Origin of the sequence: Microbacterium resistens NBRC 103078 (assembly GCF_001552355.1) — a bacterium.
GTDB lineage: Bacteria > Actinomycetota > Actinomycetes > Actinomycetales > Microbacteriaceae > Microbacterium > Microbacterium resistens.
In genome coordinates, this window is sequence record NZ_BCRA01000061.1 from 1 (window position 1) to 14,946 (window position 14,946).

14 protein-coding genes are annotated in these 14,946 nt (G+C 71.8%); 6 read left to right on the top strand and 8 right to left on the bottom strand.

The window, feature by feature from the left end:
• On the top strand, positions 1-360 hold a 360-nt coding region (locus tag MR1_RS11195), incomplete at its 5' end, for a TetR family transcriptional regulator C-terminal domain-containing protein (RefSeq protein ID WP_174522533.1).
• A 31-nt stretch (positions 361-391) separates the two neighbouring features.
• Here the strand turns inward: MR1_RS11195 and MR1_RS11200 are convergent.
• Positions 392-1,081 carry a haloacid dehalogenase type II gene (locus tag MR1_RS11200; protein ID WP_067246484.1) on the bottom strand — a complete coding sequence of 230 codons (690 nt, stop codon included), beginning with the start codon at positions 1,079-1,081 and terminating at the stop codon, positions 392-394.
• A 167-nt stretch (positions 1,082-1,248) separates the two neighbouring features.
• Here MR1_RS11200 and MR1_RS11205 point away from each other — a divergent pair, with 167 nt between their 5' ends.
• Positions 1,249-3,225 (top strand): primary-amine oxidase, encoded by a 1,977-nt coding sequence (locus tag MR1_RS11205; protein ID WP_067246464.1) that lies wholly within the window; start codon positions 1,249-1,251, stop codon positions 3,223-3,225.
• Between the two features lie 126 nt (positions 3,226-3,351).
• Here MR1_RS11205 and murQ read toward each other — a convergent pair whose 3' ends face one another.
• Both murQ and MR1_RS11215 read right to left on the bottom strand, forming a co-directional pair.
• Positions 3,352-4,302, bottom strand: a complete 951-nt coding sequence (gene murQ / locus MR1_RS11210) for an N-acetylmuramic acid 6-phosphate etherase (protein WP_255218139.1) — start codon at positions 4,300-4,302, stop codon at positions 3,352-3,354.
• On the bottom strand, positions 4,292-5,227 hold the full coding sequence (locus MR1_RS11215; RefSeq protein WP_067246468.1) for an N-acetylglucosamine kinase: 936 nt from the start codon (positions 5,225-5,227) through the stop codon (positions 4,292-4,294). Before MR1_RS11215 ends, murQ begins: the two co-directional genes overlap by 11 nt.
• A gap of 61 nt (positions 5,228-5,288) precedes the next feature.
• On the opposite strand from MR1_RS11215, the gene MR1_RS11220 reads away from it, so the two are divergent.
• Positions 5,289-6,191 carry a MurR/RpiR family transcriptional regulator gene (locus MR1_RS11220; RefSeq protein WP_231821330.1) on the top strand — a complete coding sequence of 301 codons (903 nt, stop codon included), beginning with the start codon at positions 5,289-5,291 and terminating at the stop codon, positions 6,189-6,191.
• 111 nt (positions 6,192-6,302) lie between these two features.
• Here the strand turns inward: MR1_RS11220 and MR1_RS11225 are convergent, their stop codons facing one another.
• The 3 genes from MR1_RS11225 to MR1_RS11235 all read right to left on the bottom strand — a co-directional run bounded on the left by MR1_RS11225 (position 6,303) and on the right by MR1_RS11235 (position 8,859).
• A complete protein-coding gene (locus tag MR1_RS11225) occupies positions 6,303-7,082 on the bottom strand; it encodes a hypothetical protein (protein ID WP_067246472.1) in 780 nt (259 codons plus the stop codon).
• Entirely contained in the window at positions 7,083-7,757 is a 675-nt protein-coding gene (locus MR1_RS11230; RefSeq protein ID WP_157518072.1) for a hypothetical protein, read from the bottom strand.
• 160 nt (positions 7,758-7,917) lie between these two features.
• Positions 7,918-8,859, bottom strand: coding sequence for a LysR family transcriptional regulator (locus MR1_RS11235; RefSeq protein WP_067246478.1), 942 nt, complete (start codon positions 8,857-8,859; stop codon positions 7,918-7,920).
• Between the two features lie 77 nt (positions 8,860-8,936).
• Between MR1_RS11235 and MR1_RS11240 the strand changes: the two genes are divergently transcribed.
• Complete coding sequence (locus MR1_RS11240) at positions 8,937-10,676, top strand: FAD-binding protein (protein ID WP_067246492.1); 1,740 nt, start codon at positions 8,937-8,939, stop codon at positions 10,674-10,676.
• Here MR1_RS11240 and MR1_RS11245 read toward each other — a convergent pair.
• Positions 10,636-11,826 (bottom strand): DUF998 domain-containing protein, encoded by a 1,191-nt coding sequence (locus tag MR1_RS11245; protein WP_157518075.1) that lies wholly within the window; start codon positions 11,824-11,826, stop codon positions 10,636-10,638. The two genes, MR1_RS11240 and MR1_RS11245, sit on opposite strands and share 41 nt — an antisense overlap.
• 158 nt (positions 11,827-11,984) lie before the next feature.
• Between MR1_RS11245 and MR1_RS11250 the strand changes: the two genes are divergently transcribed.
• Positions 11,985-12,941, top strand: a complete 957-nt coding sequence (locus tag MR1_RS11250) for an AraC-like ligand-binding domain-containing protein (protein ID WP_067246481.1) — start codon at positions 11,985-11,987, stop codon at positions 12,939-12,941.
• 186 nt (positions 12,942-13,127) lie between these two features.
• On the opposite strand, the gene MR1_RS11255 is transcribed toward MR1_RS11250, so the two are convergent.
• Entirely contained in the window at positions 13,128-14,063 is a 936-nt protein-coding gene (locus MR1_RS11255; protein ID WP_067246499.1) for a DUF559 domain-containing protein, read from the bottom strand.
• Positions 14,064-14,337: 274 nt separating this feature from the next.
• On the opposite strand from MR1_RS11255, the gene MR1_RS11260 reads away from it, so the two are divergent.
• Positions 14,338-14,946, top strand: a 609-nt coding sequence (locus MR1_RS11260) for a zinc-dependent alcohol dehydrogenase (protein ID WP_157518078.1), incomplete at its 3' end; no start/stop codon positions are given.

Genomic DNA, 14,946 nt, shown 5'->3' on the forward strand with positions numbered 1-14,946 from the left:
GGGCTGGACCGGCTCGAAGCGCTCATGTCCGAGGTCCTTCCTGTGGACGCGACCACGCGCACCGAGGCACACGTCGTCGTCGGGTTCTGGGGACGGCTGGCCGCGCTGGCCCCCGCGCCCGATGCCGGGGCGCCCACCGCCGCACCGTGGCACCAGGACCTCGCCGACGCGATCGAGGAGGCCGTCGCGGACGGCGAGCTGCAGGCCGCGACGCCGCGCGCGGATCTGCTCGCGCTCCTTCGCGCCGTGACCTACGGACAGCAGATCGTCGAGGTCACCGAGCCGCAGCCGCCCGCGGCCCATCGCGCGGTCCTCGCCGCTGTCCTGGCGCCCTGGCGCACGACCGGCGCCCCGCGCTGAGGACCCCCGCCGCCCTGCCCCGGAACAGGCGTCAGCGCCTCTCGCGCTCCACGAACGCGTCGACGAGCGCGCCGAGGGACGCGAAGCCGGCGTCGAATCGGTCCTGCGCGGTCGGCTCGTCGCCTCCGGGGCGCGGCACGTAGGCCACGCGCATTCCCGCCGCCTGCGCACCGCGGAGATCCCAGGCGTGGGCCGCCACCATGAGGATCCGCTCCGGGGCGACGCCCGCCGCCTCGACCGCCGCCCGGTAGACCGCGGCGGACGGCTTGTACGCTGCGGCCCGCTCAGCGGACACGGTCGCGCCGAGCGGCAGCCCGACCCGACGGGCGAGCGGCGCCAGCGTCTCCTCGTCCGCGTTCGACAGCCCGATGACCGGCACCACCCGGGACAGCCGCGACACCTCTCGCGCGCTGTCCGGCCACGCGGGCAGCCCACGGGAGGCCACCGCGAGGGCGCGGAGAGCCTCGGCCCCTCCCCCGACGCGCTCCGTCACGGCGACGGCCGCCTCGGCATCCAGCACCGAGGATCCGACGAAGGGGCGCTTCCCGTCCGCGATCCGGCGCTGCTCCCCGGCGACCCGCGCGAGCCAGGCCTCGGCGAGCCGCCGGGAGCGCCGTATCCCCACCCCTGTCGCCGCACCGATCGCGGCAGCCACCCCGCCCGGCTCGTCCACCAGCGTCCCGAGCACGTCGAACACCACGGTCTCGGTCCCCGCGATCATCGCCCGCATCCCGCATCACCCCTTCACACTCTCCGAGGACAACCCGGCGCCGGCGCCCCGCCTTCCCTTCCGACGCCCTCTTGCCCCCGACCCCGGCTCGACGTACCATCGACCCAACCGTTTATTGAGCAACTGCTCGAAAACAATCACCCACCGTGAGGTCGACGATGTCCCACCACAGCCCCGTTGCCGCGACGCTCGCCGTCAGCCACCCGCTCGATCCCCTGACCGGCGCGGAGATCGCCGCCGCCCGGGCGATCCTGGACCGGGAGGGCCTGCTCGGCGACACCGTGCGCGTGCCGATGCTGCTCCCGGACGAGCCCACGAAGGCGGAGCGCGCCGCGTGGACGCCCGGATCCCCCATCGACCGCCGGGTGGACGTCGTCCTCCTCGACACCGCCACCGGGGTCGCCACGGATGCGATCGTCTCCCTGACCCGCGGCGAGGTCGTGCGTGCGGAGCGGATCCCGAACGACGCGCCCCCTTACGGTCAGCCGCAGTACCTCTTCGAGGAGTACGAGCGCGCCGAGGCCATCGCCAAGTCCTCGCCGGAGTGGCGGGCGGCGATGGCGCGGCGCGGCCTCGCCGAGCACGCCGAGCGCGCGTTCTGCTCCCCGCTCGCGCCGGGCTACACCGGCCGCGCCGACGAGGTGGGACGCCGCGTGATCCGGTCCCTGACCTTCCTGCGGTACGACGACCTCGACTCTCCGTGGGCGCACCCCGTCGAAGGCCTGATCGTGCACATCGACCTCACGACGAACAGCGTGATCCGTGTCGAGGACCACGGCGACGTGCCCGTCCCGGCCGGTCACGGAAACTACTACCCCGAGGTGCAGGGCCCGGCGCGCACCAGCCTCAAGCCCATCGAGATCACCCAGCCGGACGGGCCGAGCTTCGCGGTGACCGGGTCGCTCGTGGAATGGGAGGACTGGTCGATGCGCGTGGGGTTCAACGCCCGCGAGGGCCTCGTGCTCCATGACGTCACGTTCGCCGGTCGCTCCGTGCTCAGCCGCGCGAGCGTCCCGGAGATGGTGGTCCCCTACGGCGACACCGCGCCCGGCCGGTTCTGGATCAGCTACTTCGACGCCGGGGAGTACCTGCTCGGCAAGAACGCCAACCACCTGGCGCTCGGCTGTGACTGCCTGGGCGTCATCCGCTATCTCGACGGGTACGTCGCCGACGACCACGGTAACCCCGTGCGGATCCCGAACGTCGTGTGCATGCACGAGGAGGACGACGGGATCCTCTGGAAGCACACGGACCTCCAGGGCCGCTCGGACGTCCGCCGCGCCCGTCGCTTCGTGGTGTCGTACTTCTCCACGATCGGCAACTACGACTACGGCTTCTATTGGTCCTTCGGCCTGGACGGCTCGATCCAGCTGGAGGCGAAGGCGACCGGGATCGTGTTCGCCGGCGCGGGGGAACCCGGCGTCCGCCAGCGGCACGCGACCGAGCTCGCTCCCGGCGTCTTCGCGCCCGTGCACCAGCACCTGTTCTGCGCGCGCCTGGACGTGGCCGTCGACGGCGAGGACAACCGGCTGGTCGAGATCGACGCGGAGCGCATCCCGATGGGTCCCGACAACCCGTTCGGAAACGCCTTCGGATGGACCGAGGCCCTCCTCCCGACCGAGCACGCGGCGCAGCGCGACGCGGACACGTCCGTCGCGCGGGTCTGGGAGGTGCAGAGCGCGTCGCGCACGAACGCGGTCGGGCGGCCCACGGCGTATCAGCTCATCCCGCAGCCGACCGCTCTGCTGCTGGCCGATCCCGCCTCCTCCGTGTCCGCGCGCGCCACGTTCGCGACGCACCACGTCTGGGGGACGGCGTACGCGGACGGCGAGATCTGGCCGGCCGGACGCTTCCCGAACGCCCACCAGGGCGGGGCGGGGCTCCCGGCGTACACCGCGGGCGACCGGTCGCTGGACGGGGAGGACATCGTGCTGTGGCACACGTTCGGCCTGACGCATTTCCCGCGCCCGGAGGACTGGCCGATCATGCCGGTGGACAGGGCCGGGTTCCAGTTCCGCCCGTACGGGTTCCTGGACGAGAACCCCGCGATGGACGTCCCCGAGTCCTCCCAGGCGCACGCCGAGGCGGGTTCCCCCTCGAGCTGCGGCGGCGCCGAGTGCCACTGCGCCCCGTGACGCCGGGCGAGCGCCGCGCGCGCCCCGCCGAGTGGTTCCGCTCGGCGTGACGCCGAGTGGTCAGTTTCTGTGGGTTGAGCGCCGCCGAACCCACAGAAACTGACCACTCGAAAGGCGTGGGCGGGGTCAGCGGAGGGCGGCGATCGCCTCGCGGAGGATCCCGCCCGCCGACTCCAGTGCGCGCACCGCCGCGGCGGGCTCCGCACCCGTGGCGAGCAGCAGCAGCGCGAGCTTGACGGAACCGTCGGCCGAGCGGAGCGCCTCGACGGCCTCGTCCGCGGACGCCCCGGACAGCTGCATGATCGTCCGCACGGAACGGGCGTGGAGCTTCTCGTTCGTCGCCTGCAGATCCACCATCACGCCGCGATAGGTCTTGCCGAGCTTGATCATCGACAGCGTCGAGAGCATGTTCACGACGAGCTTCTGCGCGGTGCCCGCCTTCAGGCGGGTCGATCCGGTGACGAACTCCGGGCCGGTGGCGACGTCGATCGCGATGTCCGCCTCGGCGCCGATCGCGGAGGGCGCGTTCCCCGCGAGCGCCACGGTCAGGGCGCCGACCCCGCGCGCGTAGGCCAGACCACCGAGCACGTAGGGCGTGCGCCCCGACGCGGAGATCCCGACCACCGTGTCGTCGGCCGCGAGCCCCATCTCCGCCAGCTGCGCTCGCGCGGCCTGCGCGTCGTCCTCGGCGTTCTCCACCGCCGAGCGGATCGCCTCCTCGCCCCCGGCGATGAGGCCGACGACCTGCGACGGGTCCGTTCCGAAGGTGGGCGGGCACTCGGACGCGTCGAGCACGCCGATCCGCCCGGCCGTCCCGGCGCCGAGGTAGACGAGCCGCCCGCCGCGGCGGAACCGCTCCACGATCCCGTCGACCGCGGCGGCGATGGGCGCGGCCTGCGCCGCGACCGCCTCGGGGACCGTGCGGTCCTCCGCGTTCATGAGCCGCACGAGCTCCTCGGTCGGAAGGAGGTCCAGATCGCCCCGGTCGAGGGAGGCGGACTCGGTGGCGAGGCCGGCGAGTTCGTCGATGAGGCCCTGGAGGCGGCGGGCGTCGCCCAGCGCGGAGTCATCCAGCACGGTGCACGTACCTTTCATGGAGGTCAGCGGCGCGCGCGGCGATGAGCGCGGCACCGTCGAGGGCATCGCCCGCGGAATCGCGGACGACGTGGTCTCGCGCGGCGAGCGCCGCGACGAGGGAGGATCGGTATCCGGCGTGATCGGTCAGGCCGCCGTGCAGCGCGACGGCGCGCGCGCCGTCCGCCGCGGCCACCGCCGTCTCCACGAGGAGCCGCACGCCCTCGTCACGGATCGCGAGGGCCGCCGGGTCGCCCGCGTCGGCGAGGTCCAGGACCAGAGGGGCCGCCGTGGCGAGCCGGCGGGCGACGGGAATGGGGCCGGCGAGCCAGGCGATCGGCGTCAGCTCCCGCCCGTCGGAGGTCTCGGCGATGTGCGCGTGCAGGGCCGGCGTCAGCGCGGTGCGGGGACCGAGTCCGTCCCGCTCCCTCAGCACGGCGCGCACCGCCTCGCGGCCGAGCCAGGACCCGCTGCCCAGGTCCCCGAGCTCCGGCCCCCAGCCGTCGATCAGCCGCGCGCCCCTCTCGTCCAGGCCGAGGGCGACCGCCCCGGTCCCCGCGATGAGCAGCACGCCGGGGCTCCCGGCGAGAGCACCGGCGTGGGCCGTCACGACGTCGGACGCCGTCGCGACCTCCGCACCGGTCCGGGCGTGCACCGCCTCGGAGAGCGCCTGCGCCCCCTCCGGAGACGCCCAGGCCCCGGCCGCCCCGATGCCGATGCGCAGCACGCCGTCGTCGGCCGCGCCGCGCGCCGCGGACACTCCCAGCTCCGAGAGCATCGGGAGGATGGCGGCGAGCGCGGCGTCGACGCCTCCGGCCGCGGCGAGACCGGGCGAGCCCGGTCCGTCCGCGGTCTCCTCGCTGCCGATGCGTCGCGCACGGCACCGGCTCTTGCCGAGGTCGATCGCGATGGTCGCCGACGAAGTCATGAAAACAGCTTACAAAATGGGGCTACCAGATGGAAGAATGTTCCATGTGAGCATTCGCACCATGATCGCATCCTCGGCGGGCTCCCTGCCGCCCTCCCTCGCGCGCATCGCCGAGACCCTGCATGCGAAACCGGCCATGGCCGTGGATCTGACGATCAGCGAACTGGCCACCGCGTGCGGCACCTCGGTCGCGTCGATCGTGCGGTTCTGCCGCTCCCTCGGGCTCAGCGGCTACGCGGAACTGCGGCGCGCCCTGGCGGCGGAGCTGGGCCGCGAGTCGGCGCGCGTCGACTCCGACGCGGGCTTCGGCTCGGACATCCTCCCCTCCGACTCGCTGCGCGACGCCGTCGTCAAGCTCGCGATCCTGGAGCGCCTGGCGATCGAGGAGACGATCGAGCGCCTTGACGACGATGCCCTCGCCCGCGTCATCGACGCCCTGGACGCCGCGGAGCGCATCCTCCTCTACGGCATCGGCGCCAGCTGGTACGTCGCCGCCGACCTCGGCCACAAGCTCCTGCGCATCGGGCGCACGGCGATCGTCCTGTCGGATCCGCACGAGGCCCTCTCCGCGGCCGCCGTGCCTGCGCCGAACACCGTCGCGGTCGCGTTCTCGAACTCCGGCTCCACCGGGGAGACGCTCCGCTTCGTCCAGGCGGCGGCGAGGGCGGGCGCCACCACGATCGGCGTGACGTCCTCGGCGACGGCGAGACTCGCGGCGGAGACGGATCACACACTCCTCACCCACGCCCGCGAGTCCGCCTACCGCGCCGGCGCCATGGTCAGCCGCATCGCGCAGCTGGCGATCGTCGACGCCGTGTTCATCGGCACCGCGCAGCGCCGGCCGGACGAGACCGTCGACGCCCTGCAGAGGTCCCACGACGCCACCCGGGCGGCGGGCAGGGACGACGCCTCGGGCCGCCGCGCGCCGCGTCCCGCACGCCCTCGCCCCGCCCCCGCCGACTGACGCCCGGTCAGGCCCGGGTCACGAAGGCCCCGCACGGTCCCATTTGATTCTCGATGACGTCTGATCGTGTCTCCCGCTCGCCGACCCGACGAGTAACCCCGCATCAGCGCGTCACGGCCGAGGATCAGCCGAGTACAACTCACGAATCGACCGCCCACTGTCCACGACTTGTTGCTCGAACCGGGCCGCTTGACGGCGCTGTTCGACGCTCAGACCGTCGAGAGGCCCACCGGGCCTTGCGTCCGTGATCGAGCCTGCGGCCGTCACACCAATGGATGGCCAGAGGACGTTAGGACCGTCCTGAACGACGAATCCCTGCATGCCAGCGAATCGCCATGTGTCGGATGTCTCAACCTCCCGTGACCCCGGCTTGCGGTCATACCCCTCGGCCTCGTTGAGCTCAGGCGCAAACGGACCGTTCAGGTAGGCGAGCACCGGCATCCCGGTCGGCAAGTCCTCGGCGAAAGAGGCGGTGTCGTCGGTCGGAACGATCACCTTTACGTAGAAGATGCTCGAATCCTCACCGTGAACACCGTCATGCGCACGCACCGTGGACGTAGCGTGGATCTCTGCCGCCACGACCGAGGCGACGAACATGCCACTGTCTGTATAGGTCGATCCACCGGGAAGCCAACGCTCAATTCTCCCCTCGATCACAACGTCGGCGACCTCGCCCAACGCCGTCGTGCTCATCGGGACGTACTCTGTCACCTCCGAGAAGTCGAGTACCTTCAGAGCAACTGAAAGGTCCTGCCTCACCTCGACGGGCCTGGCTGCCACGCTCCCGCCATCGGAACAGGCCGCACACCCCCACACGACGGCAAGAGCCCCCGAGACGGCGGCCAGCCGCGCGCCGATCGTACTCCTCCTCATGAAACCTGCCCCCTTCACCTAGTGTGCCGCGTTGATGTGATCGACGTGGTGCGGTTGGTAGTACCGCGGAGTCGACGGCACGGGAAACACACTGTCCATGCATCCCCCGATACCGGTGTCGTGATACAGACCGACCCCGTGGCCGATCTCATGACAGAGGACGTTGCGCCACGCGGTTTGTTGCTGCGCATCGGTCCAGCCATTGGCGCCCTTGTCGAAGGCCGGGTCGTAAGGCGCGAAAATGATGCTTGCCTGATCGCATCTCCACTCGCTGCTGTTACCTCCGTAATAGAGCTTCGTGCAGAGGTACTTCCCCAGAGTGCCGTAGGGAAGCACCACTTCGCCTGTTTGTCCGCTGAGATGTCCGCCCAAGTCTGTCTGCGAACCACACGGATTCGCGTACGTGTCGTAGAGGATGGTCTGGCCATCGAGATTCGACATCGCCTCGCCGAAGCGCCCACCAATGTGCGCGGGCCACGGTACCGCCGTACAATAGTCGGCATTCCGATCATCCATGCGGCAGGGCATCATCTTATCGCTCGGGTACTGCCAGCAATCATTTGAATAGATATCAGCGCGCGCGCTTTCGCTCGTCAAATCGAGCGTGAGGATAATCCCTCCCGCCAAGACTCCGATCCCGAGGACTCCTAGAATCCTCCGCCGCGCTCCGCCCCGTTGCGAAAGAATTTTCATGGCGGTGACGTTACTCTCGAATTTCGCTCCTCAACCTCCCGCCCAGGCTTCGTTTCCGATCCGTGACCGACATAGTGGTACACTGTCGGGCCCTCAGCTCTGAGCAGGTGGCACCATCGGATTTTCTACCCCTCGCCCCGCCCCCGCCGACTGACGCCGGTCAGGCCCGGGTCACGAAGGCCCCGGATGCGGCGAGCTCGTCGGCCGTCGACACGATCGCGGCGCGCAGCGCCGCCGCCGCACGGCTCGGCCGCACGTCCGCACGGTGGGCGAGAAGGACCGTCCGTGTCATCCCCGGCGGGGTCAGCGGCATCGCCCGCAGCCCCGGGCGTCCCAGCCGAACCATGTCCGGCACCACGGCCACACCCATCCCCCGCTCCACGAAGCGCAGCACGGTGTCCATCTCCGGCCCCTCGACGATGATCGACGGCTCGCACCCCGCCGCGGCGAAGGCGGCGTCCGTGGTGGCGCGCAGGTCATAGCTGCGCGGGAACGCGATCAGCGGGAGCCGGGCGACCTGGGCGAGCGCGATCGACGATCCGCCGGTGAGCACCGGCTCCGCCGCGGAGGACACGACCACGAGCTCCTCGGTGAGCAGTACCTCGGTGTGCAGGGACAGGCGTTCGAGACTCGCCTGCGCGGCCGCACCGGGACCCGACGAGGTGACGAGCGCGAGATCCAGCGCCCCCTCCGCGAGCGCCGCGGTCAGCCCGCGGGAGCCGCGCTCGGTGATCTCCAGCTCGATGCCGGGATAGCTCGCATGGAACGCGCTCACGACCTCCGTGACGAGGCTGGCGCACAGCGAGGGCGGCGCCCCCAGCCGCACCCTCCCCCGCCGGAGCCCGGCGATCTCCGCCATCTCCCGGCGGACCGCGTCGGCATCGGCGAGGATGCGCCGCGCGTACGGCAGCAGGGTCTCCCCGGCGGCCGTCAGCGTGATGTGCCCGCGGGCGCGGTGGAACAGGTCCGAGCCCAGCTCGCGCTCCAGCGTGGAGATCTGTCGGCTCAGCGACGGCTGGGCGAGGTGCAGGCGATCGGCCGCGCGCGTGAACGTGCCGACCTCGGCGATCTCGACGAAACCGCGAAGCTGTTCGAGGTTCATATCCATACCTTAGCCGCATGGTCAGGAACAGGATTATGCATTGGAGTTATCTGGAGGGCGCTCCTAGCGTGGACCGCATGAACTCATCGCACAGCCACGAGCGCCTGGTCTCCACGACCGTGCTCGTGATCGGAACAGGCGGCTCGGGTCTCCGCGCCGCCATCGAGGTCGCCGAGCAGGGGGTCGACGTGGTGGCCGTGGGCAAACGCCCGCGGCACGACGCGCACACCTCCCTCGCCGCGGGCGGCATCAACGCCGCGCTGGGCACGATGGACGCCGAGGACAGCTGGCAGCAGCACGCGGCCGACACACTGAAGGAGAGCTACTTCCTCGCTGACCCGCGCACCGTCGAGATCGTCACCCGCGGCGCGGAGGCGGGGATCCGCGACCTCGAACGGTACGGGATGAACTTCGCCCGGGAGCAGGACGGGCGCATCTCCCAGCGCTTCTTCGGAGCGCACACCTTCCGGCGCACCGCCTTTGCCGGCGACTACACAGGCCTCGAGATCCAGCGCGCGCTGGTGAACCGCGCCGAGCAGCTCGACGTCCCGATCCTCGACACGGTCTACATCACGCGCCTGCTCGTGGACGACGGCACCGTCTTCGGCGCCTACGGCTTCGACCTGGTCGACGGCACCCGCTACCTCATCCACGCGGACGCCGTGATCCTCGCCGCCGGCGGGCACAACCGGATCTGGCGCCGGACGTCCTCGCGCCGGGACGAGAACACGGGCGACTCCTTCCGCCTCGCCGTCGAGGCCGGCGGGCGGCTGCGCGACCCGGAGCTCGTGCAATTCCATCCGTCCGGGATCCTCGAGCCGGAGAACGCCGCAGGCACGCTCGTCTCGGAGGCGGCGCGCGGCGAGGGCGGGATCCTCCGCAACGGACTCGGCGAGCGCTTCATGGCGAACTACGACCCGGAGCGGATGGAGCTGTCCACGCGGGACCGGGTGGCGCTGGCCGCCTACACGGAGATCAAGGAGGGACGGGGCACGCCGAACGGCGGCGTCTGGCTCGACGTCTCGCATCTGCCGCGGGAGACGATCATGACGCGCCTGCCGCGCGTCTACCAGACGATGCTGGAGCTGCAGATGCTCGACATCACCCGCGACCCGATCGAGATCGCACCCACGGCGCACTACTCGATGGGCGGCGTCTGGGTCCGCCCCGAGGACCACCGCACCGACGTCGACGGGCTCTATGCGATCGGCGAGGCCTCCAGCGGACTGCACGGGGCGAACCGCCTGGGCGGGAACTCGCTCATCGAGCTGCTCGTCTTCGGGCGGATCGTGGGCCGCGCGGCCGTCGCGCACGCGTACGGGCTCGCCGCGCAGCGCCGCTCCTCCGCCGCGGTGGCGCAGGCGCGCGCCGAGATCGACGACCTGCTCGCCTCGGACGGGACCGAGAACGTGCGCTCCCTGCAGCGCGCGATCCGCGACACGATGACCGAGCACGCCGGCGTGGTCCGGGACGAGGAGGGCCTGCGCACCGGCCTCGCCGAGCTCGACGGGATCGAGGAGCGGATGGCCCGCGTGGGCATCCACCCCGACATCGCCGGGTTCCAGGACCTCGCCCACGCCTTCGATCTGCGCTCCTCGGCCCTGGCGGCCAGGGCGACGATGGAGGCGGCGCTCGAACGGCGCGAGACCCGCGGCTGCCACAACCGCAGCGACTACCCGGACATGGACCCCGCGCTCCAGGTCAACCTCGTCTGGTCGCCCGGAACGGGCGTGACGCGCGAGGAGATCCCCCCGATCCCCGAGGAGATCGGCCGGCTCATCCGCGAGGTGGACCAGGCGGGGAAGCTCGTCGAGTAGCCGACGCACGACTCCCGCCCCTGCCGGCCTGCTCCCTCCCGCCGGCGGGGGCGGGCACCTGTCCGCGCACGGTGCTCGCCGTGCGCAGGAACACGATGATCCAGCTGAAGATCAGCACCGCGGCGATCAGCTCGACGGCGGTCAGGTTGTAGTAGCCGGTCGCGAAGAACACGCCGAGCAGCGCGATCACGAGGACGTAGATCCAGCCGAGCCCGACGAACACCCGCGGCATCCCGCGCAGGAACCACGGCAGCCCCACCACGACGACGGCGAAGACCACCGCCATCCCCGTGGCCACCGTGTTGTGCAGCAGGAAGAACCGGTCGACCGGGAAGACGCCGACGAGCGCCAGCAGGATCCCCATCAGGATGAGGCCGCCGCGGACGAGGAACCGGCCGCGACGGTCCACCGGTTCCTGCGCGGGGAGCCCGGCCGTCGCGTATCGCGCGATCGTGGTGACGAGCACGCCCGCGATGATCAGGGTCAGGTTGAACGCCGGCGCGGACTCGTTGCTCGCCATGCCGAGCGCGGAGAGGTTGTCGCGCCACCAGTGCGGATCGGTCGCATCGAGCATCGCCGTGAAGGCGCCCACGACGAGGAAGATCGCCAGCACGAGCGAGAGCGTCATGGGATCCATCGCCGCGGCCCCGAGGAAGCCGACGTAGGCCGTCAGCGCGAACGCGACCGCCACCAGGATCGCCCCCGGGAAGGCGAACACGGGCGCATCCGTGAAGCTCATCGACAGCAGCTCGGCGATCCCGAGCCAGCCGAGCAGGGCGATGGCCGCGAACGCGCCCGCGATCGCGGTGAGGTCGTACCAGCGCAGATGGTCCCCGGAGACGACGAAGCCGTCGCGCGGCTCGTCGGCCGATCTCTCGACCGGTCGCACGGAGATCCGGCCGAGGACGAAGGCCGCCGCGACGACGAACGCCCCTCCGGCCGCGGCGTACCACCCGATCGACCAGGGCCCGGTGATCGCCAGCTCGTGCCCCCAGAACAACAGGTACGACACGACGAAGCCGACGACGAACGCGGCGCCGCCCGTGAGCAGCGCCAGCGTCTCCCTCGCGACGGACGAGCGTGCCGGTCCGCGCAGTTGCGCGAGCGCGCCGCGTGCGCGCTCGATCAGACCCGTGATGCCCTCGTCCATGACTCCCCGGCCCGCCGGCGGCCGCCTCCGAGGAACCACTCTAGGGGCGCGCGGGCGGGCGTCCCGAGGCGACGGGGCGGTGAACGACCCTCGGTGGTAGCATGCGGGAACGGATCGTATACAACGTCGTCGTTCCCACCCTCCCGAGGTGATCAATCGTGACCGGTGCCCCTGCAGTCCCCGTCGACTCGGTGTCGACGCTCGTCGCGCGCAGCGTGGGCGAGTTCCGCTCGGCGGTGTCCGACTCGTTCGTCCCGCTCCAGGTGAGCGCCACCCGTCCCGACACGTTCCGCAGCGTCCTGCGCGGCGCGGCGGTCGACGAGGTCCACGTGACGGACCTGCGCGCGACCTCGCACGTCGTGGAGCGCACGCCCGAGCTCATCGCACGCGGAGACCGCTCCTTCTTCAAGCTCAGCCTCATGCTCGCCGGCACCGGGCTGCTGATCCAGGACGACCGGGAGGCGGTGCTCTCCCCCGGAGACCTCGCGGTCTACGACACCGACCGTCCCTACTCTCTCGTGTTCGACGAGGACTTCCGGACGATGGTGGTGATGTTCCCGAAGCACCTCCTGAGCCTTCCCCCGGACATGGTCGGGGAGCTCACCGCCGTCCGGATCTCCGGCCAGGAGGGTCTCGGCGGGATGGTGGTGCCGTACCTGCGCCAGCTCGCGACGAACCTCGACCAGCTCGCGGGGGCCACGGGCGCGCGCCTCGCCTACAGCGCGCTGGACCTCGTCTCCACCGTGTTCACGCGCGAGCTGGGGCTGGACGACGCGGCCGCCGATCCGCACCGGGCGCTCATGCAGCGGATCCGCGGGCACATCGACCGCAACCTCGCGTCGACGGACCTCGGCCCCTCTTCCATCGCCGCCGCGCACTTCATCTCGACGCGTCACCTGCACGGCCTCTTCCAGGAGCAGGGCACGACCGTGTCGACCTGGATCCGCACCCGGCGCCTGGAGCAGTGCCGCCGCGATCTGCTGGATCCGATGCTGTCGGACCGGCCCGTCTCCGCGATCGCCGCCCGCTGGGGCTTCGTGGATGCGGCGCACTTCAGCCGCGCGTTCAAGACCGCGTACGGCATCTCCCCGAGCGAGTACCGTTCCGCCCGCTGACCCGGCATTCCCCCCTCGCCCCGCTCCCTCGCTCCCCTCGCTCCCCTCGCTCCGCCCTCCGTGGTCGAGTGGTCAGAAATTGTGGGTTGGAGGCCGCTCAACCCACAATTTCTGACCACTCGACTCTGTGCCGCGCGGGGCATGACGCGTGAGGGGTGACGCGAGGGGGATCGGGCGGGGAACGGGCTACGGGCGGGACGCGAGGGCCGCGCGAACGTCGCGCAGCACGTCGTCGGGACACCGGAGATCCTCCGCGGTGACACGGACGACGATCCACCCCGCCGCCTCCAGCGCACGGACGCGAGCGACGTCCGTCCGCCACTGACGCTGATCCGTCCGGTGGTGATCACCCTCGTACTCGATCGCGATCCGCCGCTCCGGGTACGCCAGGTCCGGATGCACGATGTGGCCCGCCACCCGCACGGCGCTGCCGTCGCGCGCTCGTGCGGCGACCCCGACGACCGGTTCGGGCAACCCCGCCGCGATCAGCAGCAGGCGCAGCTCGGTCTCCCTCGGGGAGTCCGTCCCGCTCCGCACGCGCACCACGGCGTCCCGCAGCTTCGCCGTCCCCTTCGCCGGGCTCCGCCGCGCGACCGCCGCACGCAGGTCGTCGATCGTGCACAGCGCGGGATGGCGCCGACCGCCTCGGCGTCGCGGAGACACCAGCGCATCGCCGAGCGCGACGAGCTCGCCGTCGTCCAGGACGAGTGCGAGCTGGCACCAGACGTCCGCCGGGGCCGCGAGCGGCAGGTCCCCCCACTCCACGCGTCGGAGGTTCCGTTCACGATGGCCGACGACGCCGGGGACGCGCGGCCGGGTCGGCTCCGCGCAGGTGACGTGCAGAGGCGCCCCCTCCTCCTCGAGCCTCCGCGGCAGCGGCAGTCCGTAGACGCGCGCGGCCGTCGCATGGCTGAAGACCGCGTTCGGATGCAGCACCGGGCGGTAGGCACGGCATCGATCCGCCACCGTGTCGAGACGGAGGTCGCGCCCGCGCACTCCGCGGAACGGACGATCGAGATCGGAGCGGCGGAGCTGACCGGCGCTGAGGCCGAGCGCCTCCGCGTCGGAGACCGCGAAGGCGACCCCTTCCGCGACGCCCGGAGGCAGGGAGGGACGGTGCATGCGCCCCATCGTGTCGCCGTCGCACGGCACCCCGCTCGCGTTCTCCACAGCCCCTCTTGTCGAGTGGTCAGTTTCTGTGGGTTCCGGCGCCCGCAACCCACAGAAACTGACCACTCGACGCTTCGGCGGGGCGGGGCGGACTTGTCGGTGGGGGCACGCCGATTGACTCTCGGCGCGGGATCGACCCGTCGATCTTGAGGGGGCAGGAGAGCCGCGCACAGCATGGGGCATCGCCCTGCACCGACGCGGGGCCCGGGTCGAAGGAGTCCCCCTCGTGAACGCCCCCGCAGCGCCGACCACACGTCAGGTCGTGTTCCCCGCGAAGGATCGGATCGTCGTCGACGACGCCCCGCTTCCCGCGCCCGGCGCCGACGACGTGCTCGTCCGGATCCGCCGCGTCGGCATCTGCGCGACCGACCTGCACCTGCTGGCCGGCCACATCGGGGATCCCTTCCCGCTCGTCCCCGGGCACGAGTTCGTCGGGGAGGTCGCCGCGCTCGGCGACGAGGCGGCCCGTGCCCGGGGGCTTCGTCCCGGAGACCGCATCGCCGTCGAGATGCTCCTTCCCTGCCGATCCTGCGCACGCTGCCGGGAGGGGCGCTACAACCTGTGCGAGCAGGACGATCCGGGCGCGGGGCTCGCGCGCGGCCGTCAGCTCGGGGTGAACATCCCGCGCAGCCACGGCCACGGCCTGTGGGGAGGATACGCCGAGCACGTCCTGGTGCCCGCGGAGGCGATCGTCCACCGGCTTCCGGACGACCTCCCCTGGGAGCGCGCGGTCCTCGTCGAGCCGCTCGCCGTCGCGCACCGGGCCCTGGCCCGCGGACGGGTGGCGTCCGGCGACCGCGTCGTCGTCATCGGCCCCGGCCCGGTCGGCCTGCTC

Coding starts and splice junctions, on each gene's coding strand:
- MR1_RS11240 (WP_067246492.1), top strand. CDS start 8,937: ATGAACTCATCGCACAGCCACGAGCGCCTGGTCTCCACGACCGTGCTC.
- MR1_RS11255 (WP_067246499.1), bottom strand. CDS start 14,063: ATGCACCGTCCCTCCCTGCCTCCGGGCGTCGCGGAAGGGGTCGCCTTC.
- MR1_RS11215 (WP_067246468.1), bottom strand. CDS start 5,227: ATGACTTCGTCGGCGACCATCGCGATCGACCTCGGCAAGAGCCGGTGC.
- MR1_RS11200 (WP_067246484.1), bottom strand. CDS start 1,081: ATGATCGCGGGGACCGAGACCGTGGTGTTCGACGTGCTCGGGACGCTG.
- MR1_RS11220 (WP_231821330.1), top strand. CDS start 5,289: ATGATCGCATCCTCGGCGGGCTCCCTGCCGCCCTCCCTCGCGCGCATC.
- MR1_RS11235 (WP_067246478.1), bottom strand. CDS start 8,859: ATGAACCTCGAACAGCTTCGCGGTTTCGTCGAGATCGCCGAGGTCGGC.
- MR1_RS11245 (WP_157518075.1), bottom strand. CDS start 11,826: ATGGACGAGGGCATCACGGGTCTGATCGAGCGCGCACGCGGCGCGCTC.
- MR1_RS11205 (WP_067246464.1), top strand. CDS start 1,249: ATGTCCCACCACAGCCCCGTTGCCGCGACGCTCGCCGTCAGCCACCCG.
- MR1_RS11230 (WP_157518072.1), bottom strand. CDS start 7,757: ATGAAAATTCTTTCGCAACGGGGCGGAGCGCGGCGGAGGATTCTAGGA.